The organism is Photobacterium kishitanii, from assembly GCF_000613045.3.
Taxonomy (GTDB): Bacteria; Pseudomonadota; Gammaproteobacteria; order Enterobacterales; family Vibrionaceae; genus Photobacterium; species Photobacterium kishitanii.
The window spans coordinates 877,955-904,277 of the sequence record NZ_LN794352.1 but is presented as its reverse complement, the minus strand read 5'-3'; the positions used below and the strand labels follow the sequence as shown (position 1 = coordinate 904,277).

Genomic DNA, 26,323 nt, shown 5'->3' with positions numbered 1-26,323 from the left:
ATCACAATAAGCAGCATATTATGTCAAGTTATCAGCAAAAGAAAAGCTAGTCGCTAACGAAATAAAAAAGCGACAGGCTTTCACCCATCGCTTTGTTATTTTGTTAGCAAGTTTACTCGTACTATTGTGCCACTAGACACTAATAGCGCGATCTAATCCTTACTTTAAATAAGGTTGATTACAAATAATCTGCAATCAATTTTTCCGCAATTTGAATACTGTTAGTTGCTGCGCCTTTACGAACGTTATCAGCAACAATCCACATGTTAAGCCCACATGGATGACTAATATCCTCACGGATACGACCAATCATTACATGATCTTTACCCACTGCATCAGTAACTTGAGTTGGATATTCATTACCAGGGAACACTTCAAGACCATCAGTGTTTTCAAGCAAGTTGATCACATCTTCTAATACAATCGGTTGATGCGTTTCAACATGCACCGCTTCGCCATGACCAAAGAATGATGACACACGAACACAGGTTGGATTCACACGAATAGTTGAATCGCCCAAAATCTTCTGTGTTTCCCACACCATTTTCATTTCTTCTTTGGTGTAGCCGTTATCCATAAACTCATCAATCTGCGGAATACAGTTAAATGCAATCTGCTTATCGTAAGCTTTTTTCTCAATCGGTAGACCATTAAGCAGTTTTGCTGTCTGTCCAGCTAACTCATCAATACCTTTACGGCCTGAACCTGATACTGACTGGTAAGTTGCCACATTAATGCGATCAATACCGTAGGCATCTTGAATCGGCTTAAGTGCAACTAACATTTGAATCGTTGAGCAGTTAGGATTGGCGATAATGTTACGGTTACGGTAATCCGCAATCGCTTCTGGGTTCACTTCAGGAATAACCAACGGCACATCATATTCGTAACGGAATTCAGAAGTATTATCGATAACCACCACACCCTGCTCGGTAGCAATTGGCGCCCAATGGCGTGATGCTTCAGCACCAGCAGAGAACAAAGCAATTTGCACTTGGCTCCAATCGAAATCTTCAACATCACGAACGCGCGTTGATTTACCTTTAAAACGTAACGCTTTTCCTGCGCTACGATCACTTGCTAACAAGTAAAGATTGCGAACAGGAAAATTGCGAGCTTCTAGTACTTCAACCATGGCTTCGCCCACTGCGCCTGTTGCGCCGAGTATTGCGATATCATATTCCTGAGTCATTGTGTAACCTCTACTACTGTAAAACCTAATTTAGCCAGCGACTCTACCGCAAACTCGGCCTTCGCCGCTACTGTAATCGCACTATATTCACGTCGATCCCAGTAATTTTTACGCATTAGATCAAAAGCGGTCGCCATTTTGCTGTTATCGTCACCAGCGACTAACATTTTACGGCGGAAAATAGCATCATCTTTGCGAACATCATAAATCAACTGCGTCAGACTAAATAAGCTCGCTTCATCCCATTGCTGGCTTAATTGTACTAATGGAATCGGCGCGATGGGTAATAAATCACTTGCCTGTACTTGCTGATCATTATTCAAGAATTGGCAATAACGGTTAAATACCATCGTTGTACCGCGCGCTTTACCTTCGAGACCGTAACCTGCAATATGCGGCGTCGCAAAAGCTAACAACGGCAATAACGCTAGATCAACCACTGGCTCTTGTTCAAACACATCTAATACTGCAGTTAACGCTTTACCTGAGCCATTAGCAGCTGCTTGTAGTGCCTGTTTTAACGCTTGATTATCGACCACAGGGCCACGGGCAGCATTAATTAAAATCGCATTAGGCTGCATTGCTGCGATAAAATCGGCATCAATTAAATGGTGAGTTGGGTAATCACCCGTACGTGTAATTGGCGTATGCGCGCTGATCACATCACATTCTGCCAATAAGGTTTCAAGAGAATGAAACTCACGGGTATCACCTTCAGCTTGTTTTAAGGGATCGTTGAGCAAATAACGGATCCCTAACGCATCAAGGCATTTAGCTAAATAAGTACCCACATTACCAGCACCAATGATCCCCACAGTACGATCAAAGATAGAAAAATCGTGAAGCTGCCCTAACACCATTAAACTACTTAATACATACTCAGCAACACCGACCTTATTACATCCAGGAGCTGAGGTAAAAGTGATTCCGCGCTCACTTAACAATGGTTGATCAACATGATCTTGACCCGCAGTGGCAGTACCAACAAATTTTAATTTATTCGCTTTCGTCAATAATTCTGCATTCACTTTAGTTACCGAGCGAATCATCAAAGCATCAATATCTACTAAATCATCAGCAGTCAATGTTCGCCCAGGCTTAGCAATTACCTCACCGAGTTGGCTAAATAATTGTTGCGCGTAAGGCATGTTTTCATCGATAAGAATTTTCATATACGTCCTGTAGAGAGAATAAAAAATAAAGGATCGTGCTGATAAATATTATATAGGAGAACAATACAAGAGAGTAGTAAGGAGGATTTAACTCACCATTCACAAAAACAAGGCTATCTTCGTTCTCTCGAAAGTAAAACTATCCTCGTCATCCCGGAAGTGAGACACGAACTATCCGGGATCTACTCACCACCTGATAGAGTACAAAAGATATCAGTGGAATTATTAGCTCTACAACCCGCGGATAATAGATTCACTATCTCGTTCGTAACCTCACTGTAGGGAATAACTGGGTCGTGTATTCGTTGTGGAAATTACAAAATAACGCTTCAACTAGTAACTATTTAATGCCACACATATGTGATAAACCTCTTATTTATTCACTTTATCAATATATTTAGTTACACAAATAGAGCTATATCCTGTTTTTCTCTGATTGTTGGAGCTAGTGTGCCTACCTCAGTTTTTACTCGATGGACATTTTTATATGCAAAAGACAGCGATTGCAGTGAATACAAAAAAGACCAGATGGGCCTATAAAGATTTCACATGGGCGCTATCATTATTTGGTACCGCCGTGGGTGCTGGTATTCTTTTTCTACCCATAACAGCTGGCGCAGGTGGCTTTTGGCCATTGGTTATTTTGGCATTGATTGCCTTTCCAATGACATGGTTTGCACATAAAAGTTTGGCACGCTTTGTCCTTTCTTCATCAAAAAAAGATGCAGATATCACAGATGCTGTTGCAGAGCACTTTGGAAAAACAGGAACGAACATAATCACTGTTGCTTATTTCTTTGCTATTTTCCCGATTGTTTTAATTTACGGTGTAGGTATTACCAATACGGTCGATTCCTTTATGATCCACCAATTGGGGATGGAATCAATTCCACGGTGGTTACTATCCGGCATCCTGATTGGGTTAATGACCGCCAGTGTTATCTTTGGTAAAGAACTAATGTTAAAAGTAACATCAGTGCTAGTTTACCCCTTGGTTATTATTCTATTAGTACTTTCCATCTACCTAATTCCAGACTGGAATATGTCAATGATCCATACTAATACTGATTGGTCATCAATGCCTCTCATTGTTTGGTTAGCTATTCCAATCATTGTGTTTTCGTTTAACCACAGTCCAATTATCAGTCAATTTTCTAAAGAGCAGCGTCGTGTCTATGGTGACGAGGCAATGAATAAAACCGATATGATCACTGGCGGTGCCGCGATGATGCTAATGGTGTTTGTGATGTTCTTTGTATTCTCGGTAGTATTATCGATGACACCAGAACAATTAAGCACAGCAAAATCAGAAAATATTTCAGTTTTATCGTACTTAGCTAACATCAAAGCCTCACCGATCATTTCATACTTAGGGCCACTAATTGCTTTAGCTGCGATCATGTCAAGCTACTTTGGCCACTTTTTAGGCGCTCATGAAGGTCTTACTGGTTTAATAAAATCTCGCTCTAAAATGCCAGTTAAAACCATCGAAAAATTTTCACTTGCTTTCATCGTTATCGTCACTTGGATTGTCGCTATTATTAACCCAAGTATTCTAGACATGATTGAAAGTATCGGCTCACCAATGATTGCTGCAATTTTATTCTTATTACCAGTATTCGCAATGCAATTTGTTCCAGCAATGGCGAAATACAAAACATCACCAATAGCACGGATCTTCACAGCTATATGTGGTATTGCAGCCATCACTTCTGTCATTTACGGTACGTTTTTTTCTTAGGGGATATAGGGAATGGCGAGTGGCGAGACTTGATACTCCTAAGTCCAATACCCGTCATCTCGGAAGTGAGGTACGAGCTATCCGTGATCTACTCACCACATGCTTGAGCCCTAAAGACACCAGTGAAATTATTAGATCTACAACGCGCGGATAATAGATTCCCTATCTCGCTCGTCCCTCGCTGTAGGGAATGACGGGGGTTAGCTACAAAAAAGCGATAGGCTCTCACCTATCGCTTTCTATTACGCAGTGGACTTTCAGGCGCGAAATCTCGTTACTCGAAACCTCGCCCCTGCTCTTCCTCAATTACGCTTCGTATTTCTTAATCACTAGCGTTGCGTTAGTGCCACCGAAACCAAAGCTGTTAGACATAACAGTCTTAAGTTCAACATCACGCTTCTCAGTCACGATATCAAGGCCTTTAGCTGCTTCATCAAGGTTATCAATGTTGATACTTGGCGCAACAAAACCGTGCTCTAGCATTAGTGTTGAGTAGATAGCTTCGTGAACACCAGCTGCACCTAGAGCGTGACCTGTCATCGCTTTAGTTGCAGAAATTGCTGGGCAGTTTTCGCTAAATAGTTCTTGAATAGCACCAAGCTCTTTCACATCACCTACAGGTGTCGATGTGCCGTGGGTGTTGATGTAGTCAACTGGACCATCAAGATCTTTCATTGCCATCTTCATACAACGCACAGCGCCTTCACCTGATGGTGCTACCATGTCGTAGCCGTCAGATGTTGCGCCATAACCTACGATCTCACCGTAAATTTTTGCGCCACGTGCTAATGCATGCTCAAGTTCTTCAACAACAACCATGCCGCCGCCACCAGAGATAACGAAACCGTCACGGTTAGCATCATATGTACGTGATGCTTTTGATGGATCATCATTGTACTTAGTAGACAATGCACCCATAGCATCAAACATCATGGTTAGTGACCAATCAAGTTCTTCACCGCCACCAGCAAAAACAACATCTTGCTTGCCTAGTTGAATAAGCTCAACTGCGTGACCGATACAGTGTGCTGAAGTCGCACATGCAGAACTCATGGTGTAGTTAACACCGCGAATTTTAAATGGTGTTGCTAAACATGCAGAAACTGTTGAAGACATAGTACGCGGTACCATGTAAGGACCAACACGCTTAACGCCTTTTTCACGCAATGTATCGACTGCATGATATTGGTTATATGATGACGCACCACCAGAACCAGCAACTAAACCAGTACGCTCATTTGATACTTGGTCTTCTGCTAGACCAGAATCGGCAACCGCTTGCTCCATTGATAGATAAGCAAACGCAGCAGCATCACCCATGAAACGCATTTTCTTACGATCAATATGCTCAGAAGGATTGATTTTTAGATCGCCCCAAACATTTGAACGCAATTTCATTTCTGCGAATTGCTCAGAGTAATTGATACCTGATTTACCTGTTTTTAGGGATTCTAATACTTCAGCAACGTTGTTACCGATACTAGATACAATACCCATGCCTGTAATTACGGCTCGTTTCATGATGAATTCCTACTGATATTAATGGAAATACCTACCCATTTTATAGAACAACCAAGGCTCTATTTCAATGACTAGAATACGTCCCAAACGGCTTTAAAATCTGCGCTCACATCCACTCTTCGTTTGCTATAGCGAACGAAAACACGCGATATTAAAGATGTTTGGGCCGACATTAGTGCTTAATCTAACCTTTTTATTAAGAAAAAAACAAAAAAGTTAACGATTATTTAGTACGAGAACTATAACGGCTTTGTTCCTGAAAAGTGGTCAGCTTTCCTGTATTTCAGGTACAATCGAGTAAAAATCACCATACAATCGCATTTAAAGCTCACAATTGATGCATTATCATGCATAAAGTGGTGGCAAAATGCTCAGCAGCTAAGCAAGAGGTTCGTTTTGTCTCGTCCAACTCCCGTAAAGTCTACTCCACGGATTGAAAATGCCGTCCTTGATTGGAACAACGTCGGCTGCCCATTATCCCATGACTTTAATGATATTTACTTCTCAAATGACAATGGACTGGAAGAAACACATTATGTGTTCATCAAACAAAATGGTCTGCCTGAGCGCTGGCATGACTTTAATCGACGTCGATTTGTCGTTGCCGAAACCGGTTTTGGCACCGGACTTAACTTTCTAACACTATGGCAAACGTTTAAAGCTTTCCGCGAACAACACCCGCATGCTGCGACCAAAGAATTACACTATATTAGCTTTGAAAAATATCCGCTGACCAAACCAGATCTCATCAAAGCCCATCTCGCTTGGCCTGAACTGGCTGAACTCACAGAACAGCTGCACGCACATTATCCGCCTGCTGTTGCTGATTGTCACCGTATTGTGCTTGAAGATGGCATGATCACTCTTGATTTATGGTTTGGCGATATTCACGAGTGTATGCCTCAGGTATGGGTAGGCAATAACGGTATTGTTGATGCATGGTTTTTAGATGGTTTTGCACCTAAAAAGAATCCCGAAATGTGGAGTCAGGACCTGTTTAATGGCATGGCTAACATGGCACGACCAGAGTGTAGTATTGCCACATTTACTGCTGCTGGATTTGTACGCCGAGGCTTAAGTGATGCCGGCTTTGATATCAAAAAAGCCAAAGGATTTGGTGTCAAACGTCATATGACCGTAGGCACAATAACCAATCGCCACCCGCAAGCTAATTTTAAACCATGGTTTGCACGTAGCCCACAGCAAACACAGCAAAGCGATATTGCAATTATTGGCGGCGGTGTCGCTTCAGCCACTACCGCACTTGCGCTGATCCGTCGTGGTCAATCGGTAAGCTTATATTGTGCTGATAGCGAATTAGCACAAGGAGCATCAGGTAATCGTCAAGGAGCGGTATATCCACTGCTTAATGGTAAACATGATCCACTATCACGCTTTTTCGGCCCAGGCTTTATTTATGCACGCCAATTTGTCGAACAAGCTGCACAACAATGCCAGTTCGATCATGATTGGTGTGGCGTTACCCAATTAGCATGGGATGAAAATGGTAAAAACCTTACCGAAGCCGAAAAACAACTCGCACTTGCAACCAATGATAAAAAGCTCGGTCGTCAAACTAAGAAGCTAGATTGCATACTAAGCGGTGGTTTTCCTGAAGAACTGGTTCGCGCATTAGATATCGAACAAACGCGTGCAATAACAGGTGTTGAAACCGATTGTCGTAGCATTAACTACCCACTTGGTGGTTGGCTATGCCCACAACAGTTAACTCAAGCATTAATAGAATCAGCCGTTAACACAGGCAAGCTCAGCTTACACCTCAATAGTGACGTCACTGAACTTGAACAAATTAAATCGAATGATAACAGCGACCAATGGCAATTAACCTTCGCTGACGGCACCACGGTAAATCACACTACCGTTGTCGTTGCCAGTGGTCATCGCTTTAATCATTATCCACAAACAGCACCAATCCCAACCTCTTCCGTACGGGGTCAAGTAAGCCATGTACCAACCAATGATACATTAGCAGAACTTGAAACAGTGTTATGTTATGACGGTTATCTAACCCCTGCCAACATTCATACCAAGAGCCATTGTGTAGGCGCCAGTTATGCTCGTCGTAATTGCGATCTTGATTACAATGAGGCGGATCAACAACAAAATAAACAACGTTTACTTGATAGCGTCCCAGCCACTGCCTCATGGATAGATGCGATTGATGTTGACGAGTTTGATCCCCAACAACGTGCTCGTGTCGGTGTCCGTTGTGCTAGCCGTGATCATTTACCCTTTGTCGGTAATGTCTGTCGCTATGATGAGTTAATTAAGCAGTATCAGGATCTAAAAGATAATCAGCTTTATGCTCAAAATGTGCCAGTCTATAAAAACTTATTTGCCATTGTCGGCTTAGGCTCACGCGGATTAAGTTCAGCGCCACTATTAGGCGAATTACTGGCTTCACAAATTTGTGGCGATCCGCTACCACTGCCACACACAGTACTTGATGCCCTCCACCCCGGACGGATGTGGGTAAGGAAATTAGTGCGCGGCAAAGAGCTGAAGTCATAAGGTTTCGAGGGGCGAGGAAAAAGCTGAGACGAGGAAAATAAGAGTTAAAGATGGCGAGTTTCGAGAGATTTAGTTTCGAGACTCGCAATTCCCCCGTTCTTCCCTATCTTTTTCTCCCCCTCGCTACTCGTAACCTCTCAATCTCGAGACTCGCCCTTACTCACTCGCCGCGACTATAATCTCAGCCTCTGGCTTCACTTTTTGTAATTCAATAGCTAATGCTGTTTGCGCTTTCAGATCACCATGAACCACTTTAATTACTTGTGGGCCTTGCTCAATATCAGCCACAAAACTGACTAAATCTTGCTGTGCGGCATGAGCTGAATAACCTGATAATTGATGGATCTGCGCCGCGACATCAATGACTTGATCATCAATTTTAATCACCTTTTCACCATCAACTAATGCCCGTCCAGTAGTACCTTGAGCCTGATAACCAGCAAAAATCACGTCAGTACGTTTATCGGCTAATAACGCTTTTAAATAATTAACGACTCGTCCACCGGAGCACATACCACTGGCTGCAACAATAATTGCAGGCTCACCTGAGTGTTGAAGCCGATTAACCAATTCAAGATGATCAGCATGATTATCAATAGTAATACATTGATCAAATGCTAATGGATGACGTCCCATATAACGCCGCTGCTTAGCTTCTTTTGCCCATAGTTCATGAAAATAACGATATTGCTCAGTCACCTTTTGTGCCAATGGCGAATCAAGTATCACTGGTAAACTTTGCCAAATCCGCTTGCTCGCTTCATCAGGATCAACATCAGCTTCTGAGATAATATTTTCAAGATCAAACAGTAATTCTTGGGTTCGACCAACGCTAAAGGCCGGAATAACAATTGCGCCGCCATCTTGTAAAGAACGCTCAATAATTTGCTTTAATACTTGCTGGCGCTGCTTAAATTGATGCTGTGGTTTATCGCCGTAAGTACTCTCGATAACCAAAGTATGGGCCGTTGTAGGGGCGATAGGATCAGTTAATAATGGCGTATCTTTAGGCCCAAGATCGCCACTAAAAACCACAATTTCATTCGTTGGCAATTGAATTTCAATATAGGCTGAACCCAGAATATGCCCTGCGGGTCGAAAGCGAATTTTAATTAACTCCCCCGTTGGCAATACAATTTGAGCCCAACAATCATAAGGCACAGGGCGAATTCGCTGATGAATTAATGCCAATGCTTTTTGACATTGTTCGCTATTTAATCCTAACTGAATTTTAAGTCCATCTTCCAACATTAACGGTACCAACGCAGCAGTTGCTTCAGTGGCATAAATAGGCCCCGAAAAACCCGCGGCAAGTAGCCACGGCAACCGTCCAATATGGTCGATATGGCTGTGAGTCAGTAATAATGCAGCAATATTGTTAATATCAAATTCAATATCTAATGTCTCACGCGTTTCTTTTCCCTGAAATAAACCACAATCAATTAATAAGCTATTTTTACCGACAATAAGCTCGTGACATGATCCCGTTACTCCTGTTTTTGCGCCGTGATGAACAATATTCACTGCTATCTCCTCTGCTAATAATGAATAAGCCACCTATAATGACAGCGCACTAATATTGTTAGAAATATTAACAGGTAGAACGAGTAAACATTCGCTTTTACGAACTTAATGTAATGTAACGACCACTAAGGAATTCTTAATGGATCACAAAAAAACACCTTTAAATATACAACCACACACATAATAAATTTAATAGCACTCTAATAATCTATCAGAGAGCTTACCCATTATGTATCCAATCATTATTGCGATTCATGGCAGAGGCAATAAACTTCCAACCACCACCTTGAGTGCCCAGTGGCAGCAAGCACTGAAACACGGCTTACAATGCTACAACCAGTCGCAATTACATCCGCAAATTGATTTTAAGATGGCCTATTATGCTGATCATTTTTATCAACAACCATTAGTCCTGTCAGCAGCGACAAAAACCGCTATTCGACATATTTACTCAGTTAAACAATTACCGCCTCAACATCATCAGCCGCTATTACTCTCCACCAGCGCGCCTCGTTGGGGAACTAAAATCGCAGAATGGATAGAGGATAAATTAAGCGTATTCTCTTTTATTGCTAAGCCATTTCTAAAATCACTACTACCCGATATTCATCACTATTTTCATGATGCAAACTATCAACACGCCGTCGAACAACCATTAGTAAAACTCCTTAATCAATATCAGCATCGACCAATTATTTTACTTAGTCACTCAATGGGAACAGTGATCGCTTATAACGTTCTGCACCAACTTAGTCGCCAAACTACGCCACCACAAATTAGTACTTGGTTTACGTTTGGATCTCCTCTTGGCCTTACTAGCGTTAAAGGTTTTTTACCGAAGATAACCCAACAGCCAAGCGTTAAAAAATTAGCGACTCCTGATTGTGTTACCGAGCAATGGATCAATGTCAGCGATAAGCGTGATATCGTGTGTATCGATCATGATTTAAGTGATGATTACCTTGCTAATCGCCATCAAATAAAACCCAAAGATTGTTATATCACTAACGATTATCCCGGTAATTCACATAAATCTTACGGTTACTTATGGAGCCATGTTATCGCTAAATATGGCATTCCAAAGGTGACGCTATGAAACCATTAATTTTATTAGATCCAGGCCATGGCGGTATTATTAATAATATCTACCAAACCCCCGGCAAGCGTTCACCAATATGGTCCAATGGTAGCCAATTGTTTGAAGGGGAATTTAATCGTGCAATTACGCAAGGAATCAGCCAAGTATTAACTCTACATGGGATTGAAAATAAAATTATCGTACCTGAAAGAGAAGATATAAGCCTTCAAACCCGCGTCAATCGCGCTAATCATTTAGCGTCTCAATATCCCAATCATCGCTGTGTATTAATTTCAGTACATGCAAATGCTGGCGGGGGTAGCGGCTTTGAAATTTATACTAGTCGTGGTCAAACTCACAGTGACATTGTTGCTGATCATCTCACTCGCGCTTTTAGGCACGAATTTCCCAATAAACCTCTGCGCAGTGATTATAGTGATGGCGACAGCGATAAAGAATGCGACTTTTATATACTTCGTAAAACCAAAATGGCAGCAGTATTAACCGAAAACTTTTTTATGGATAATGAAATCGAATGTTGCTTGATTTTAATGCAACCCCAAGGCCGTCAAAAGATCATTGATTATCATGTGCAAGGGATTTTAGCATGGGTGCAGGGAGGAAAATAAAGGACAAGATTTCGAGGAAGAGCAGATAAAGCATCCAGCCCAATGAATACTTTTTCTCGATACTCAAATTCTCGATACTCAAACTAACGTAGATCAAAATAGCTTAGAATTTAGTTTTTATTTACATCACTGACAAGATGAATCCGTCAAAACCTGCTGCCACCAGCATGTGTTATTTAAGTACCATAATACGGTTTTACGTAACCCCGATTCAAAGGTTTCAGCAGGATACCAACCGAGTTCACGCGTAATTTTGGAAGCATCAATCGCGTAACGAATATCATGTCCAGGCCTATCCGCCACATAAGTAATTAAATCGCAATAATGGCTAACGTTTTGAGGTTTATTAGGTACAAACTCTTCAAGTAACAGACATATTGCTTGAATAACATCAATATTGGTTTTTTCATTATAGCCACCAATATTATACGTTTCAGCAATCTGCCCTTGCATTAAAACACAATATAAAGCGCGTGCATGATCATCAACATATAACCAATCACGCACCTGTAAGCCATTACCAAAAACCGGTAACGGCTTACCCGCAAGAGCATTCAATATTATTCGAGGGATTAGTTTTTCAGGATGATGATATGGGCCATAATTATTAGAACAATTTGTCACGATAACAGGTAAACCATAAGTACGAGACCATGCTCGAACTAAATGATCACTTGAAGCTTTCGATGCCGAATATGGGCTAGAGGGATCATAAGCGGTATTTTCATTAAATAATAAATCCTGATCCGCTAAGTCACCATAAACCTCATCGGTTGATATATGGTGAAATACAAAGGATTGCTGATCTTGATAAGATAAAGACTGCCAGTAATCACGAGCAGCCTCCAGCAATGTGTAAGTACCTATAATATTAGTTGTTATAAATTCTGCTGGTCCAGCAATAGAGCGATCAACATGACTTTCTGCTGCCAAGTGCATTACAACATCTGGTTGATAATCAGAAAAAATACGATCTAACTCACCGCGATCACAAATATCAACCAACTCAAAGGCATAACGTGAATTTAATGCAATAGAATCCAATGACGATAAATTACCAGCATAAGTTAATTTATCTACATTAATAATACTATCTTGAGTATTATTAATAATATGTCGAATAACGGCAGAGCCAATAAAACCAGCGCCACCTGTCACCAATATTTTCACACTTTAGCCCTTGATAACTCTATATTCACGCTTCGTGTACTGTTGGTATACCGAACAAACGTTTAACGACGGCAGTAATACGCCAAATATGGTTGATCATCATAAAGTAACCACCAAACATCACTAAGAAAGCGATAAACATGGTTGATTCTTTCACCCCAAGTCTTTCACACCAAATACCAATCGCCGCACAACAGATAGCCAAGACACAAATCACCACTAACGTCATTCGTGAAGATAAACCAATTCGTTGACAAATATGGTGTAAGTGCTCGCGATCGGGCTTAAACGGTGATTGGCCTTTGCGTACGCGGCGAATCATAATCGTCGCCATATCCATTAATGGAATAGCAATCAGCCACAGTGCTGTCACCGGTTGAAATGCAACCACATCCGCTTCTTGAGTACCACGAACGAGTAACCACACCACGGTAAAGCCAATAAATACACTGCCCGCATCACCCATAAAGACTTTAAACCGACGTCCAAAAGGTAATCCTAGATTAAGCATAATATACGGCAACATAGCTGCGACTAATAAACCACAAAACAGAGCTAAATCTGAATTGTCATTAGTATAAAATACATAGCCCATTGCTGTGAACGTTACTGAAGCTAATCCCCCCAGTAATCCATCAATACCGTCAACCATATTAAAGGCATTGATTGCCCCAATAAACGCAACCACAGTAACAATGCCACCAATAAATGGCGATAACTGTAAGGTTTCACTGCCCATTAAGTAACCAAGATTATCTAATGAATGGCCGCCGACACTGATGATAGCCAATGCAATCCCTGCTTGTACCACTAACCGTATCTTAAAGCTAATATCAAGGTAATCATCAATTACCCCCACCGCCAATAAAATTAATCCACAGCCGAGATAAAGTAAAATAGTGACATTAACAGGTAAAAACAATAACGCGGCAATAGCAAAAGCAATAAAGACTGCAATCCCACCCACTAAAGGTATAACGCCTTGATGGTGTTTACGTGCATTGGGCTTATCGACTAAACCAACTTTTTTTGCAACCTTACGCATAATGAATAAGCTTACAAATGACAGCACAAAAACAAAGATATATGAATATTCCATAATTAAATACGTACCTGTAATTTAAAGAATAGTTCGTTATCAATTAAAGCAAAGATATTCATTTAAATGATAACCTTACAATTAACTTACTAACGGAAACTACAGCCACAATATTACACAGCAATTAATTGCTAAAGGAATAAACACTCAAAATAAAAGAAAGCAGAACATTTAAGATAAATTAATCATAATAAATAATAAATACAATTCAAAATAAAAAACAAAACCCTACTATTCAACACATTACAATATTTTAACTCATACAAGAGATAGCGATATACAATCAACACAAATACATTAAAAATACAAATATTATCAACAAGACAAATAACAACAAGCTTATATATGATAGCTAAATATACAATACAAAATACTTTTAGTAATGCTATTTAAATAACAACTATAAAAAAGCCGCAACCATTCAATTAAGATATGTATTGCAGCTTCATTCTAATTATATATTCGAGTAGTACCGTTGCTATTATTTCATTATCTAAATTACATATTGTGGCATAGCGACTATTTTTTTGTTTTTATAGACTCGGTACTGTAATCATATTCACCAAGACGATCTTCACGACGCATTTGCTTTGCTTGCTTATCATACTCATCAAGTTTGCTTAGCCACGCCTTAAATTTCTTAAACAGTTGCATATTATTTCACTCTTAAATATATAAATATGTTGAGCAGTATCTAGCTCTATTGATAATTATATGCAGAGCATCGTTCTCAATCTATAAAAAGAATACATTTGAGGTATATTTGTGATAAAAAACATAAGCGCCAAAGATATGACGACAAATTAAATGATATAGTACAAGTTATTCTTATATAAAGCATTTTACTGCTAACTATTGAGTCAATTGTGGAATACTTTAATCTATGATTTTCACAACCCTTTTATATTCAAACACACATTCACTACATCAAATATGGCAACCTCATATCACTCTCTATAACAAATGCGAGCGACTCCCCGTCATTCCCTACAGCGAGGGACGAGCGATATAGGGAATCTACCGTTCACGCGTTGTAGAGTAAGTGTCTTCACTAAAAACTTTTAACGTATTTCCACGTAGCGTATTTTCACGGGTATTTCTTAAGCCCAAATGTGTATTAAGTAGATCCCAGATAGTTCGTCCCTCACTTCCGGGATGACGGGGATGTTCACTTCCGAGATAACAGGGATACTCACTTTCGGGATGACGAAGATATCCACTTCAGGATAATGAAGATGACTTAACTTCGAGATAGCTCAAGCCAAATCATTACAGTATTATTCATGGAAATAAATAATGAGTATTTTATATGCAACTTAAGCCACTACAAAAAGGCCGTTTTCAACAATCTTGGGTAGATGAATATGCCAAGATAGAAAAAATAGTATTAGCCTGTATTAGCGAAAAAAAATTCGTCGATGAAGGACAATTAGTCATGCAACAAGGACAACAGCTGGGATCACTAATCTTAGTTAAACAAGGTCGGATTGCATTGAAATATAGCACCCGCAGTGGACGTAACTTTCAATTAGGATCGATTTATTGCGATCACCAAATTTTTGGTGAAATGGAGTTCTTTTCTAATTACCGTTGCCAGATGGATATTATCGCATCCGAAGCGCTTGAAGTATGGATAATTAATCGTGATAAGCTCCAACATGCGCTCAATCAAGACCCACAATTAGCGTTATTTTTTGCCAGCGCGATAGCTATTGATTATCAAGATACTGTTGAAATTCTAACTCGACGCTTGCTCTACCCGATTGCCTATAATATTGCCTACGATCTTTATCACCAGCATCTGCATGATCAGCCAGTAGATGGCTTTACTAAAGGCTACTTAGAAGCCGAACGCTTTGGTACATCAGATAGAGTATATCGCCGTTCAGTACAGCAATTAATTACCTTAGGATTAATTATTAAACAAAAGAAAAAATTAGAAATTGTTGATATGAGTAAGCTAAAAGCCTACCTAGATGCAGAAGAGTAAGCACCTTACGTCCTTACTCTTCATTAGTGAGAAATGTTGGTTAAGTTAGATTAACGACATAACATCGCTTGGCGAACTTGGTAACGCTGGCATAGTAGTAACATCACCAACACAACTGCGTAAATAACCGGAATCGCGTACATTACCGTTTGTAAACCAACCACACCTTCAAATACGGAACTAATTGCTGGACTAAACATAGCGCCAGCACTACCACTCACTAAGATGTACGACACATTTTTACTGCTCGCATTGCGTACAAACGACACCCCGTAAGCAATAAAGGCATTATAAAGCGCGGCACACACAAAACCGTAGCCATAAGTTAAGTAAGATAACCATGACATCTTATCTGTAGTAACGATAACGGCAGTGATCACCATTGCTAATGAAATCACACTCAATAAGAAATATTGGATTTTCATCCGCGATACAATCACGGTAGACACCAATGCACCCACTAAAGCCGCTGACCAATATTGCGTGATAATGCTACCAGCATCTTCAAAGGGAATACCGAACTTATCTTTAACAAAAATAGGAGCCCAAGTTAAAAACGTATAAAGCGCAAGCATGCCAAGGAATAAACCAATACCACCACTAATAATACCGAAATTCCATTCTGACTGTTCTTTTTCGCCATTAGTACCCGTCGATTCACAGGCTTTAAAATTGGTGAATACCGCGATAATTGCCGTTGCAACCGCCACCATACCCACAGCTAAATAACTGTAGCTCCAAGATAGACCTTGAGTTAGTGCATAAGTGGTGATCAGCGGGAAAATTACTCCAGCAATATTAAAGGTTGCGTCTTGCACCACCAACATTGTGCTCTGAATTTTATCTTTCCACACTGCCACCACAATAGTACCAGCGATACATAAACCAACACCGCCACAAAAGCCGACAACAGTCATCGCCATCATCACAACGGTTAAACTGCTAGTAAAGTGAAGAATAACAGCAGCAATGGCAATCAATGAATAACATCCCATTGTCATACGTTTAATTCCGATTTTTTCAATCAGGAAAAACGCTGCAATCGTACCAGCTAATGCACCACCATTTAGTAATGAAAATATAGACGCAACTTCGTTAACGTTAGCAGCAAACTTAGTGGCTATAGGTTCAATTAACATACCAAATTGAGTTGCAAACCCTGCCATAATAAAATTGGCAAGAAAACTAAGTGCAGTAAGGGTTATTTTATTATTCATTGATTCCACTCCATGAGTCAGCAGCGAAGCAAAGGCTCTTTAATTTAATAAAAAAGAGCCAATCGCGAGGTGATTAAGGCTGTAATGCTGTTTCCAACGCTAACTCAATCATATTATTGAAAGACAATTGACGTTCTTCTGCTGTTGTTTCTTCACCGGTTAAGCAATGATCTGAAACAGTTAGGATAGCGAGGGTTTCAATATTAAAGTGATGCCCAAGGCCATATAGACCCGCCACTTCCATATCAATCCCTAATACCCCAAAACGCTCTAATGCTGGAATTAAATCTTCATCAGGATCGTAATACATATCACCAGTAAAGATATTGCCCACTTTGACATCAATATTTTTATCTTTCGCTGTCATATAAGCATTATGCAGCAAACCAAAACTGGCTGAGGTTGCCATTTGATAACCGCTACTGCGCTTAGCATTGGTTGGAGAGTCAGTACCCGCTGCTTGCGCTAAAATAATATCGCGCATATGAACATCTTTTTGAGTTGCGCCAATACTACCAATACGAATAATGCGCTTAACCCCAAAATCATGAATCAACTCATGGCCATACAGCACCATTGAGGGAATACCCATACCGTGCCCCATTACTGACACTCGCTGACCTTTGTAATAACCGGTATAACCCAACATATTACGAACATCAGTGACTAACTTGGCATCGGTTAAATACGTTTCAGCGATAAACTTAGCGCGGAGTGGATCGCCTGGCATAATCACAGTTTCAGAAAAATCACCAGGTTGAGCATTAATATGTGCAGTCATGATATAAACCTTCAAGTGTTTGTATGCGCTCATAGTAATCAAACATCAACTCAATATTTCAGGACTAATGTCCGCTTTTCCAGTTTGATATCTCAATTTTATTATTCTTATTTGCAATGAACTTTTGCATAAATACATCACAAACCTCATTACAAAAATACCAATATCAAATACTTAAGCTTAATGACCAATCTGGGCTATTGATCCACTCTCGCCTCTAAATTCGAACAAAAAAAAACGAGCCATAACTTAACTTTGCAGTCAGTCATAACTCGTTTCTATGCTTGCTATTATCTAGCTGATTACTTTGCGTTCAGTGAGTGAATATAAGCAGTAAAAGCTTCACCTAATACTTTGTCACGCATCGCATATTCCACAAATGCCTTTGCATAACCTAACTTATCACCACAATCATGCGATTGACCGCTCATATGAAATGCTTCTACTGTTTCATCTTGCATTAACATATCAATCGCATCAGTTAGCTGAATTTCATCGCCAGCACCAGGAGGTGTCATCGCTAGTTTATTCCAAATATTATGCGATAAAACATAACGTCCAACCACGGCAAGGTTTGATGGTGCATCTTCAATCGCAGGCTTTTCAACCATACGTGTCATTGGACAAGACTCACCCGCTTTAAGCTCAATACCGTTGCAATCAACCACACCATACTTAGACACATCACTCATCGGCACTGGCTCAACCATAATTTGGCTAGCCCCTGTTTGCTCAAAGCGGGTAATCATTGCAGCTAAGTTTTCTGTACGTTGGTCAGCAGTGTATTCATCTAAAATCACATCGGGTAACACAACCACAAACGGCTCATCACCAACGAGTGGTTTAGCACACAGCACCGCATGCCCTAAACCTTTTGCTTGCCCCTGACGCACATGCATAATTGTCACGTCTTTTGGACAAATCGCTTGTACTTCATCTAACAACTGACGCTTAACGCGTGCTTCCAAAGTTGCTTCTAATTCAAACGAAGTATCAAAGTGATTTTCAATGGCGTTTTTAGAAGAATGGGTCACCAACACAATTTCTTTAATGCCCGCATTCACGCACTCATTAACGATATATTGAATAAGTGGCTTATCAACCACAGGCAACATTTCTTTAGGAATGGCTTTGGTTGCAGGAAGCATACGAGTGCCAAGACCAGCAACAGGGATAACGGCTTTTTTTATTTTGTTCATGAAAATAGTCCTTCAAAGACTCGTATTAACGATAATAATTAAGTAGAGAATTACATGCTATATAAACGAAAAAACGGCGATACTGCAAAGCAATACCGCCGTTAATTTATTTTATAGATTAAAATTACGCACTGATAGGCTGATTCGGTATCACTTCAGCCAATTGCGGCCGCGGTTTGATATTCCACACAATGTCACAAATACCATCGGTTGGCACAAATCCTGTTGGTGCTTCTAATAAGATATTACGTACCACTTCATGCTCAAAATCATGACACGCAGCATCTAAACGCTGTAATAACGGCTCTAACTGTGCCCACGGCAAGTAAATCTCATCCGCAGTCATAATTCGTTCATGCTTAGTTTTACCAACATTATCGCCAATCAGTAATTCTTCATACAATTTCTCACCTGGGCGTAAACCGGTGTATTGTATTTCAACATCACCGTTAGGATTTGAAGCATCTTTCACTTCCAAACCTGATAGCTTAATTAACTTCGCGGCTAACTCTGCAATTTTAACTGGCTCGCCCATATCCAATACGAATACATCGCCACCTTTACCCATTGCGCCTGCTTGGATAACCAACTGCGCCGCTTCTGGAATGGTCATAAAGTAACGAATAATATTAGGATCAGTTACCGTAACAGGGCCACCTTCGGCAATTTGACGCTTAAACAGTGGAATAACCGAGCCAGATGAACCCAATACATTACCAAAGCGCACCATACAAAAACGGGTATTAACCGATGTTTCAGCTAATGCTTGTAAAGAAAGTTCTGCCATGCGCTTAGTAGTACCCATCACATTGGTTGGGCGCACCGCTTTATCAGTCGAAATCAAGACAAAGGTTTCAACTCCAGCATTGATTGCTGCTTGAGCAGTATATAATGTACCGAAGACGTTATTACGCACCCCTTCGACCACATTAAACTCAACCATCGGCACATGCTTATAAGCCGCAGCATGGTATAAGGTTTGAACTTGAAACGCTTCCATCACTGCTTGCAAACGATTTTCACGCTGAACACTGCCCAGTAAAGGATAAATCTCAACCGTTAAGCCTTCTTTTTTAACCTTTTCGACGAGCTCTTTTTCAATTATATAAAGGCTATATTCAGATACTTCGAATAATATTAATTTTGACGGTTGTTGATTTAAAATTTGTCGACAAAGCTCAGAGCCAATCGACCCACCTGCACCTGTTACCATGACGACTTTATCAGTAATATTGGCAGTAAATAACTCAGCCACAGGCTCTACCGGATCACGACCTAATAGATCTTCAATTGGTACTTCACGCAATTCATCAATTTTTGATTTACCACTGACAATATCTTCAATATCAGGCACGGTGCGTACTTCAATCGATAAATGCTGTAAATGATTTAATACAGCTTTACGCTCAGAGCGACTCGCATTTGGCAAAGCTAATAACACTTGCTCTGCATGATATTTATCAAGTACTGCGGCAATTTTATTTGCTGGATAAACACGTAATCCCATCATCGTGGTATTACGCAAGCTTTCATCGCTATCGACAAACGCCACTGGCTTATAATCATTGCTTTGACGTAAGGCTAAACATAACTGACGCCCCGTTGTGCCGGCGCCATAAATAACCACCGATTTACGTTGGCTTTTAGGATAATTAAAATTAGCGATATAAGTGCGCATAATCAAACGCGCACCACCAGCTAATAATGCTAAGAAGGCACCATAAATAATAGGTACAGTACGTGGAATACCAGCATCAAGATAGAAACCTAACCCAGAGAATGCAATCGCAGAAAAAATAGCCCCCGCACTAACAACCACTAAGGCTTGAAAGGTTAAATAACGTAATATCGCGCGGTATAAACCCAGTTGGACAAATATAAATAATGTCGTGATCGTGAGAATCACTAAACATTCCCATAATGCGACATTAAGAAAATAATCATAGTGACCAAAACGAACACCAAATGCGCCCCAAAAAGCCACAAAAATAAATAATACATCACAAGCTAAACTCACAATGCGCTTGTTACTGCGAGACAGTGAAAAAATAAACTGTTCCACTTTCATAGAGGAGCCTATAGATTTAAAAGGGTTAACTAAAGAGGGAATACGAGATAATGACGTATTTATGGTGTAACAAATCTAACCAACAACATTAGGTTACCAGTTAAATTAAAATTGATAGTTTTTAATAATAACGTTGATATTTATTCAATTAATCATACAGATATTTTATCGTGATGTAACAACGCAGCAATACACCAATTGCATATTGCTGTGCTGTAATGTGACATGAATATAACTATTTGAACAAAGGCATCTAGAAATGGGCTTAATCAGCACCAAAGAAAATTAATAAACAACTAGGGTTTAACTGCATCACCACTACCACTGCCAGTGGCTGTCATTAAAATATATTTAAAATAATCTTTTAACGTTAAGCTATCAATCATTCTCTTATCGGTTTCAGCTAATAATAAAGGTGTCGACATATCAATATTTTGAACTTGAGCTAAACCAGTCACACCAGGTAAAACATTATAAACACCTAGCTTATCACGTTCAGCTATCAACTCTTCTTGATTAAATAAATTAGGGCGAGGGCCAACTAAACTCATCTCACCTTTTAATACATTAATTAACTGCGGTAGTTCGTCAATTTTTGTTTTACGAAGAAAAGCACCTAATTTAGTAATCGATGCATTACTAGCTAAGTGGCTGGCAACTGATTGTGTATCAACCGCCATCGTACGAAACTTTATAAGTTTAAAAGGTTGTTTATTTTTACCTACACGAGTTTGAATGAAAACAGGTGAGCCTGTATCAAATAAACCAATAACAACTACAATTAATAATATCGGCCATAAAAATAATAAGCCGAAAAATGCAGCAAGAAAATCAATTATTCGAATCATTACTATTAGACCTTTAATTTGCCTTGAAGAAAAGCATCCGCTGTTTGTTTAAAACCATCTTCAATAGTTTGAGGTGGCATCCATTCTAACGTCTCTTTAGTATGTGTAATATCTACTTGAAGAGAACCTAGTAAACGATTTATTACATCCTCTTTACTCATAATCTTTCCAGCAAATCGATAACAAACTTTAGGTACTGGTAATTGCCATTGCGACTTACCTAAAGCTTTTGCCATCTGCTGAACCATTTCATGGGTAGAAACGTCATTATCATCAGAAACAAGAAAAACTTGATTAACTGCCTTTGGGTGATCAATACAGGTAACAATTAAATCGACTAGGTTATCAACCGAAACTAAACTACGCTTATTATCCTTAATACATCCAAAAGGTAGTGGTAATCCTTTTGATACTAAATTCATTAAAGAAGCAAAGTTAGCTTTAACACCTGGCCCATAAACCAATGTCGGGCGAATAATAACAACCTCTAGCCCCGTTTCTTTCGCGAGTTGCAATAACTGCTCTTCCGCTTCTGATTTAGACTGCCCATAGAAGTCTTCAGGCGCTCTCTGATCATCAGATTTAAAAGGCTGATCTAATTGAGTAGATTCACCATTTACTTTAATTGAACTGATAAAAATAAATCGCTTAACGCCAGCTTTAACTGCTTGCTCAGCAAGATTTAATGTACCTCTAGTATTAACTTCACGATAGTCATCAAGAGGATTAGTAGATGTATCATCCATAATATGTACGCGAGCAGCACAATGGATAATACAGGTAACATTATCTAAAGCATCAATATATTTTTCTGTACTATTAATTTCTTTTTTAAAATAATTACCGTTAAAATCACAGTCATTTCTATCTAATAAATTTAATTTATTATTTTCTGTTAGCTTAGGTATAAGGTTCTTAGATAAAAACCCATTAGCTCCTGTTATTAATATCATTTTAAAAGTCCAACAATTTTTTTCTGGATACTTAGATAAAAAAGAAAACCAAGAGCATCGAACATTATTGTTCCTACATGATTCTAGTATTTCTTTATTTAATGTTATATTTGAAGATATACTAGAAGTACTTACACCTCCAATCCTCATTTTTACAACTTCTTGATTGATATAATTAAATTTAATATTTGGCAAATTAAAAAATCTTAATACAATATCAAAATCCGCAGCTATCTTGTAATTAAGATTATACTCACCAACAGTTTTATAATGTTCCTTTCTTACATAAAAAGAAGGATAAGCAGGCATAGACCCTATTGAAAATTTTTCTTTCATAAAATTATCAGAAGAATAGTTCGTGTTTTTTTAACTAAATCTTGTTCATAAAATCCAACATCGGCATAAATATCATCATAATCGCCAATATTGAGTACAACATTCTCTATTACGTTATTATCGTATAAAACATCATTAGATGTTTTATACACTAACAAGATCACCTGTTGCTAATTTTATGCCTTTGTTCATTGCATCATATAAACTATTATCTGGCTTACTAATATGTATAGAAACAATATCTCTATATTTATTATGTCATTAGTAGTGTCTTTAGAGCCACCATATATAATAATATATTAAATATTTTTATATGTTTGTTTTGCAATAGATTTAATCGTATATTCTATTGTCTTTTCTAAGTTATAATAGACTGTAATTATTGATATTTTCCTAGCAAACATCATATCGTTATACATGACTTTTTTACAGTTAAATAGCGATTATTTTATGTAATGCTTGTTTTACTAAATATTGTGCTTGTTCATTACAATTCGATTCAGCATAACAACGAAGTTCAGGTGCATTACCTGATGGACGAAAATGAATAATATCTCCACAAACTAGAATAATACGTAAACCGTCAGTTTCATCAATATATTCAACCTTAGAATTTTTCAATTCTAACTGCTGTAAAAAGATATCAGGTTGCTGCTTAGCTATAGCTAAAATCGCTATACTTTTTTCAGTAGCAAAATTTTGAATACGATCACTAAAAGTAAATCGTTGCGGTAATTTATTAACTAATGATGATATAGGCTTTTGTTTTGCAGCACTTAGTAACATTAGTGCGGGAAGTACAGCATCACGAGTTGACAATGCTTTAATTAAACGACCGTTAATTTCAACATCAGAGCCTAATAAAAAACCACCATTAGCTTCAAAACCAGCAATTAAAGAATAAGTCTTTGTTAAATTTTCAAATTCAGCAATCACATAAGGAGAACCAATTTTTGTGCGACTAACGTGCTTGAATAAATTACAGCTTTCAATTGCTGTATTACAGCTAACAGGTACTGCTAATGCTTCAATATTCATAGCATCAGCACAAAGTAAACCTAAGACATCACCACGTAACCAATTGCCTTGTTCGTCAGCAACTAATGGGCGATCACCATCACCATCAGTAGAGAAAATCAAATCAAAATTATATTGCTGTGACCATAACTTTGCTCTTTCAATATCAACCATAGTAACAGCTTCAGTATCTATTGGCACAAATTTATCACTACGTTCAAGCGCAATAACTTCGGCACCCAATGCTTCAAATAATGGAACATATAAATCACGTCCAGCACTTGAATGTTCATAAATACCAATACGTTTACCAGTCAACATCTTGCTATCAAATAGCGAGGTATAACGTTCTATATATTGAACAGCCGCTTTATCATTAACAATTAACTCAGGTAAATCAGTAACAGCTTCAAATACAGATATTGCCTCTAAAATTGCTAGCTCATCAGCCTTATTTATTTCACCATCAGGACGATAAAATTTTAAGCCATTACGATCAAATGGGATATGACTACCCGTTACCATAATTGCTGGCATATTATCTTGCATAGCAAGATAGGCTAATGCTGGCGTAGGTACGACACCATAATAAATAGCCTCAAGCCCTAACTTCTGTATTGCTTGTGCACAAGCCTGCGCCATTTTATAACTACTAGGTCGGTTATCAATTGCAATTGCGACTTGTTTAAAAGAAAAATTTTCGACCATACTTTCAATAAAAGCATAAGTAAATGCAGCACACACATCTGCAGTAAACTGAGTCACTAAACCTCGAGCACCACTAGTTCCAAACTTTATTCCTGATCTCTTTATTACTTGGCAAGCTAACAACGTATCCATCATTAATACCCCTCCCCATCAGTACCAATACGCTCAATATCATCTTCTTCTAAATAAATACCTGTACGTACTTCTATTAACTCTAGATTAACTTTACCTGGATTCTCAAATGAATGGGCAGCACCAACAGGAATATAAGTTGACTGATTTTCAGTTACTAAATAAATACGATCACCATTAGTTACTTTTGCTGTACCAGATACAACAATCCAATGTTCAGCTCGATGATAATGAATTTGTTTTGCTGTTCTTTCTCCTGGCCTAACAACTACTTGCTTAACGTGATAACGATCCCCTTCAGCTATCTGATCGTGTTTACCCCAAGGTCGATAGACTTCTCTATGTTGTAAATACTCAGACCTATTCTGACTTTTTAATTCATCAACAATATTTTTAACATTTTGAACCTTATCTTTATGAGCAACAAGAATTGCATCTTGTGTTTCAATAATGATTAAATCCTCTACACCAACGCTTGCAACTAGTTTATTCTGTGCGTAAATATAACTGTTTGAGGTCGAATCTAAAATAACATCTCCTCGAACAGCATTCCCATTAATATCTTTAGTCTCTATATTCCATAACGCAGACCATGACCCGACATCACTCCACCCAGAATCCATTGGAATTACAACAGCTTTATCTGTTTTTTCCATAACAGCGTAATCAATAGACTCATCTGGGCACTCACTAAATATATCTTCAGGTATACGAATAAAATCAAGATCTAAGTAAGCTGATTCAAATGCTTTTTTACAGACATCATAAATATTTTTATTATGTTTTTTTAATTCAGATAAATATATAGACGCTTTCATAATAAACATACCACTATTCCAGCAGTAACATTTATCCTGTATATATTTATATGCTATTTCTAAGTTCGGTTTTTCAATAAAAGAATCTACTTTATAAATACCATCTTTATATAATTCACCTTGTTTAATATATCCATATCCAGTTTCAGGATGTGTTGGAACAATACCAAATGTGACTAACAAATCATTTTCAGCTGCTTTTATCGCCTGCTCAATAGAATTAATAAAAACTGGATTATTTTTGATAACGTGATCTGCTGCAAGAATAAGTAATAGAGGATCCTCGCCATTAGAAACAGCTTGAAAAGCCGATAACGCTATAGCGGGAGCTGTATTTCTTCCAACAGGCTCAAGAATCACTCCTTCGGGATTTATATTTATCTCTCGAAGTTGTTCTGCAACCATAAAACGATGCTCATTATTACAAATAACTATTGGATTGAGTGTTTCCAAATTAGATATTCTCAATAATGTATTTTGAAGCATAGAGTTATCATTAACTAATGATATAAATTGCTTTGGATAATGAGTTCGAGATAATGGCCACAAGCGAGATCCAGAACCTCCTGCCATAATAATAGGAATAATTTTTGACATA

Annotated in this window: 20 protein-coding genes; 5 read left to right on the top strand and 15 right to left on the bottom strand. The window is 38.7% G+C overall.

The genetic code is table 11. The features are described from left to right. Positions 1 to 178 precede the first annotated feature (178 nt). A complete protein-coding gene (locus PPBDW_RS04570; protein WP_036793675.1) occupies positions 179 to 1,192 on the bottom strand; it encodes an aspartate-semialdehyde dehydrogenase in 1,014 nt (337 codons plus the stop codon). Further along, positions 1,189 to 2,364, bottom strand: coding sequence for a 4-phosphoerythronate dehydrogenase (locus PPBDW_RS04565; protein WP_036793674.1), 1,176 nt, complete (start codon positions 2,362 to 2,364; stop codon positions 1,189 to 1,191). Before PPBDW_RS04565 ends, PPBDW_RS04570 begins: the two co-directional genes overlap by 4 nt. A 487-nt stretch (positions 2,365 to 2,851) precedes the next feature. Between PPBDW_RS04565 and PPBDW_RS04560 the strand changes: the two genes are divergently transcribed. Further along, on the top strand, positions 2,852 to 4,105 hold the full coding sequence (locus tag PPBDW_RS04560) for an aromatic amino acid transport family protein (RefSeq protein WP_036793672.1): 1,254 nt from the start codon (positions 2,852 to 2,854) through the stop codon (positions 4,103 to 4,105). Between the two features lie 306 nt (positions 4,106 to 4,411). Here the strand turns inward: PPBDW_RS04560 and fabB are convergent, their stop codons facing one another. Then, positions 4,412 to 5,626, bottom strand: coding sequence for a beta-ketoacyl-ACP synthase I (gene fabB / locus PPBDW_RS04555; protein WP_036793670.1), 1,215 nt, complete (start codon positions 5,624 to 5,626; stop codon positions 4,412 to 4,414). A 396-nt stretch (positions 5,627 to 6,022) separates the two neighbouring features. On the opposite strand from fabB, the gene mnmC1 reads away from it, so the two are divergent. After that, complete coding sequence (gene mnmC1 / locus PPBDW_RS04550) at positions 6,023 to 8,158, top strand: FAD-dependent 5-carboxymethylaminomethyl-2-thiouridine(34) oxidoreductase MnmC1 (protein WP_054261984.1); 2,136 nt, start codon at positions 6,023 to 6,025, stop codon at positions 8,156 to 8,158. Positions 8,159 to 8,314: 156 nt separating this feature from the next. Here mnmC1 and PPBDW_RS04545 read toward each other — a convergent pair whose 3' ends face one another. Further along, positions 8,315 to 9,682, bottom strand: coding sequence for an MBL fold metallo-hydrolase (locus tag PPBDW_RS04545; RefSeq protein WP_036793668.1), 1,368 nt, complete (start codon positions 9,680 to 9,682; stop codon positions 8,315 to 8,317). 229 nt (positions 9,683 to 9,911) lie between these two features. On the opposite strand from PPBDW_RS04545, the gene PPBDW_RS04540 reads away from it, so the two are divergent. Together PPBDW_RS04540 and PPBDW_RS04535 are read left to right on the top strand one after the other, a co-directional pair. Next, positions 9,912 to 10,778 carry a lipase family protein gene (locus tag PPBDW_RS04540; RefSeq protein ID WP_054261983.1) on the top strand — a complete coding sequence of 289 codons (867 nt, stop codon included), beginning with the start codon at positions 9,912 to 9,914 and terminating at the stop codon, positions 10,776 to 10,778. Then, the gene (locus PPBDW_RS04535; protein WP_036793666.1) at positions 10,775 to 11,389 is read left to right on the top strand and encodes an N-acetylmuramoyl-L-alanine amidase; all 615 of its coding nucleotides are present in this window, start codon (positions 10,775 to 10,777) and stop codon (positions 11,387 to 11,389) included. The genes PPBDW_RS04540 and PPBDW_RS04535 overlap by 4 nt, the downstream gene beginning before the upstream one ends. Before the next feature lie 126 nt (positions 11,390 to 11,515). Here the strand turns inward: PPBDW_RS04535 and rfbB are convergent, their stop codons facing one another. The 3 genes from rfbB to PPBDW_RS22855 all read right to left on the bottom strand — a co-directional run bounded on the left by rfbB (position 11,516) and on the right by PPBDW_RS22855 (position 14,312). Next, positions 11,516 to 12,559 carry a dTDP-glucose 4,6-dehydratase gene (gene rfbB, locus PPBDW_RS04530; protein ID WP_036793664.1) on the bottom strand — a complete coding sequence of 348 codons (1,044 nt, stop codon included), beginning with the start codon at positions 12,557 to 12,559 and terminating at the stop codon, positions 11,516 to 11,518. 25 nt (positions 12,560 to 12,584) lie between these two features. Beyond that, entirely contained in the window at positions 12,585 to 13,658 is a 1,074-nt protein-coding gene (wecA, locus tag PPBDW_RS04525; RefSeq protein ID WP_036793662.1) for a UDP-N-acetylglucosamine--undecaprenyl-phosphate N-acetylglucosaminephosphotransferase, read from the bottom strand. 519 nt (positions 13,659 to 14,177) lie between these two features. Beyond that, entirely contained in the window at positions 14,178 to 14,312 is a 135-nt protein-coding gene (locus PPBDW_RS22855) for a hypothetical protein (RefSeq protein WP_269059480.1), read from the bottom strand. Positions 14,313 to 14,967: 655 nt separating this feature from the next. Here PPBDW_RS22855 and PPBDW_RS04520 point away from each other — a divergent pair. Continuing rightward, positions 14,968 to 15,648, top strand: a complete 681-nt coding sequence (locus tag PPBDW_RS04520) for a Crp/Fnr family transcriptional regulator (RefSeq protein WP_036793660.1) — start codon at positions 14,968 to 14,970, stop codon at positions 15,646 to 15,648. A gap of 50 nt (positions 15,649 to 15,698) precedes the next feature. On the opposite strand, the gene tsgA is transcribed toward PPBDW_RS04520, so the two are convergent. The 8 genes from tsgA to PPBDW_RS04480 all read right to left on the bottom strand — a co-directional run bounded on the left by tsgA (position 15,699) and on the right by PPBDW_RS04480 (position 26,322). Next, positions 15,699 to 16,865, bottom strand: a complete 1,167-nt coding sequence (tsgA, locus tag PPBDW_RS04515) for an MFS transporter TsgA (protein ID WP_036793658.1) — start codon at positions 16,863 to 16,865, stop codon at positions 15,699 to 15,701. A gap of 73 nt (positions 16,866 to 16,938) precedes the next feature. Beyond that, entirely contained in the window at positions 16,939 to 17,649 is a 711-nt protein-coding gene (gene deoD / locus PPBDW_RS04510; protein WP_207860794.1) for a purine-nucleoside phosphorylase, read from the bottom strand. A gap of 299 nt (positions 17,650 to 17,948) precedes the next feature. Next, complete coding sequence (gene galU / locus PPBDW_RS04505; protein ID WP_036793654.1) at positions 17,949 to 18,845, bottom strand: UTP--glucose-1-phosphate uridylyltransferase GalU; 897 nt, start codon at positions 18,843 to 18,845, stop codon at positions 17,949 to 17,951. Between the two features lie 124 nt (positions 18,846 to 18,969). Beyond that, positions 18,970 to 20,913 (bottom strand): nucleoside-diphosphate sugar epimerase/dehydratase, encoded by a 1,944-nt coding sequence (locus PPBDW_RS04500; RefSeq protein ID WP_036793652.1) that lies wholly within the window; start codon positions 20,911 to 20,913, stop codon positions 18,970 to 18,972. 296 nt (positions 20,914 to 21,209) lie between these two features. Then, positions 21,210 to 21,761 carry a sugar transferase gene (locus PPBDW_RS04495; protein ID WP_036793650.1) on the bottom strand — a complete coding sequence of 184 codons (552 nt, stop codon included), beginning with the start codon at positions 21,759 to 21,761 and terminating at the stop codon, positions 21,210 to 21,212. A gap of 5 nt (positions 21,762 to 21,766) precedes the next feature. Continuing rightward, a complete protein-coding gene (locus PPBDW_RS04490; RefSeq protein ID WP_036793647.1) occupies positions 21,767 to 22,714 on the bottom strand; it encodes a UDP-glucose 4-epimerase family protein in 948 nt (315 codons plus the stop codon). Positions 22,715 to 23,482: 768 nt separating this feature from the next. Continuing rightward, positions 23,483 to 24,907: a phosphomannomutase gene (locus tag PPBDW_RS04485; protein WP_036796266.1), complete on the bottom strand. Its 1,425-nt coding sequence runs from the start codon at positions 24,905 to 24,907 to the stop codon at positions 23,483 to 23,485. A gap of 2 nt (positions 24,908 to 24,909) precedes the next feature. Continuing rightward, positions 24,910 to 26,322, bottom strand: coding sequence for a mannose-1-phosphate guanylyltransferase/mannose-6-phosphate isomerase (locus tag PPBDW_RS04480; protein WP_036793645.1), 1,413 nt, complete (start codon positions 26,320 to 26,322; stop codon positions 24,910 to 24,912). Between the last annotated feature and the right edge of the window lies 1 nt (position 26,323).

Bases quoted from the DNA above. Each gene is read 5' to 3' on its own strand.
- PPBDW_RS22855 (WP_269059480.1), bottom strand. From the start codon at position 14,312: ATGCAACTGTTTAAGAAATTTAAGGCGTGGCTAAGCAAACTTGATGAG.
- PPBDW_RS04560 (WP_036793672.1), top strand. From the start codon at position 2,852: ATGCAAAAGACAGCGATTGCAGTGAATACAAAAAAGACCAGATGGGCC.
- PPBDW_RS04485 (WP_036796266.1), bottom strand. From the start codon at position 24,907: ATGGATACGTTGTTAGCTTGCCAAGTAATAAAGAGATCAGGAATAAAG.
- PPBDW_RS04495 (WP_036793650.1), bottom strand. From the start codon at position 21,761: ATGATTCGAATAATTGATTTTCTTGCTGCATTTTTCGGCTTATTATTT.
- PPBDW_RS04480 (WP_036793645.1), bottom strand. From the start codon at position 26,322: ATGTCAAAAATTATTCCTATTATTATGGCAGGAGGTTCTGGATCTCGC.
- PPBDW_RS04535 (WP_036793666.1), top strand. From the start codon at position 10,775: ATGAAACCATTAATTTTATTAGATCCAGGCCATGGCGGTATTATTAAT.
- PPBDW_RS04540 (WP_054261983.1), top strand. From the start codon at position 9,912: ATGTATCCAATCATTATTGCGATTCATGGCAGAGGCAATAAACTTCCA.
- PPBDW_RS04500 (WP_036793652.1), bottom strand. From the start codon at position 20,913: ATGAAAGTGGAACAGTTTATTTTTTCACTGTCTCGCAGTAACAAGCGC.
- PPBDW_RS04565 (WP_036793674.1), bottom strand. From the start codon at position 2,364: ATGAAAATTCTTATCGATGAAAACATGCCTTACGCGCAACAATTATTT.
- tsgA (WP_036793658.1), bottom strand. From the start codon at position 16,865: ATGAATAATAAAATAACCCTTACTGCACTTAGTTTTCTTGCCAATTTT.
- galU (WP_036793654.1), bottom strand. From the start codon at position 18,845: ATGAACAAAATAAAAAAAGCCGTTATCCCTGTTGCTGGTCTTGGCACT.
- PPBDW_RS04570 (WP_036793675.1), bottom strand. From the start codon at position 1,192: ATGACTCAGGAATATGATATCGCAATACTCGGCGCAACAGGCGCAGTG.
- fabB (WP_036793670.1), bottom strand. From the start codon at position 5,626: ATGAAACGAGCCGTAATTACAGGCATGGGTATTGTATCTAGTATCGGT.
- PPBDW_RS04490 (WP_036793647.1), bottom strand. From the start codon at position 22,714: ATGATATTAATAACAGGAGCTAATGGGTTTTTATCTAAGAACCTTATA.
- PPBDW_RS04520 (WP_036793660.1), top strand. From the start codon at position 14,968: ATGCAACTTAAGCCACTACAAAAAGGCCGTTTTCAACAATCTTGGGTA.
- wecA (WP_036793662.1), bottom strand. From the start codon at position 13,658: ATGGAATATTCATATATCTTTGTTTTTGTGCTGTCATTTGTAAGCTTA.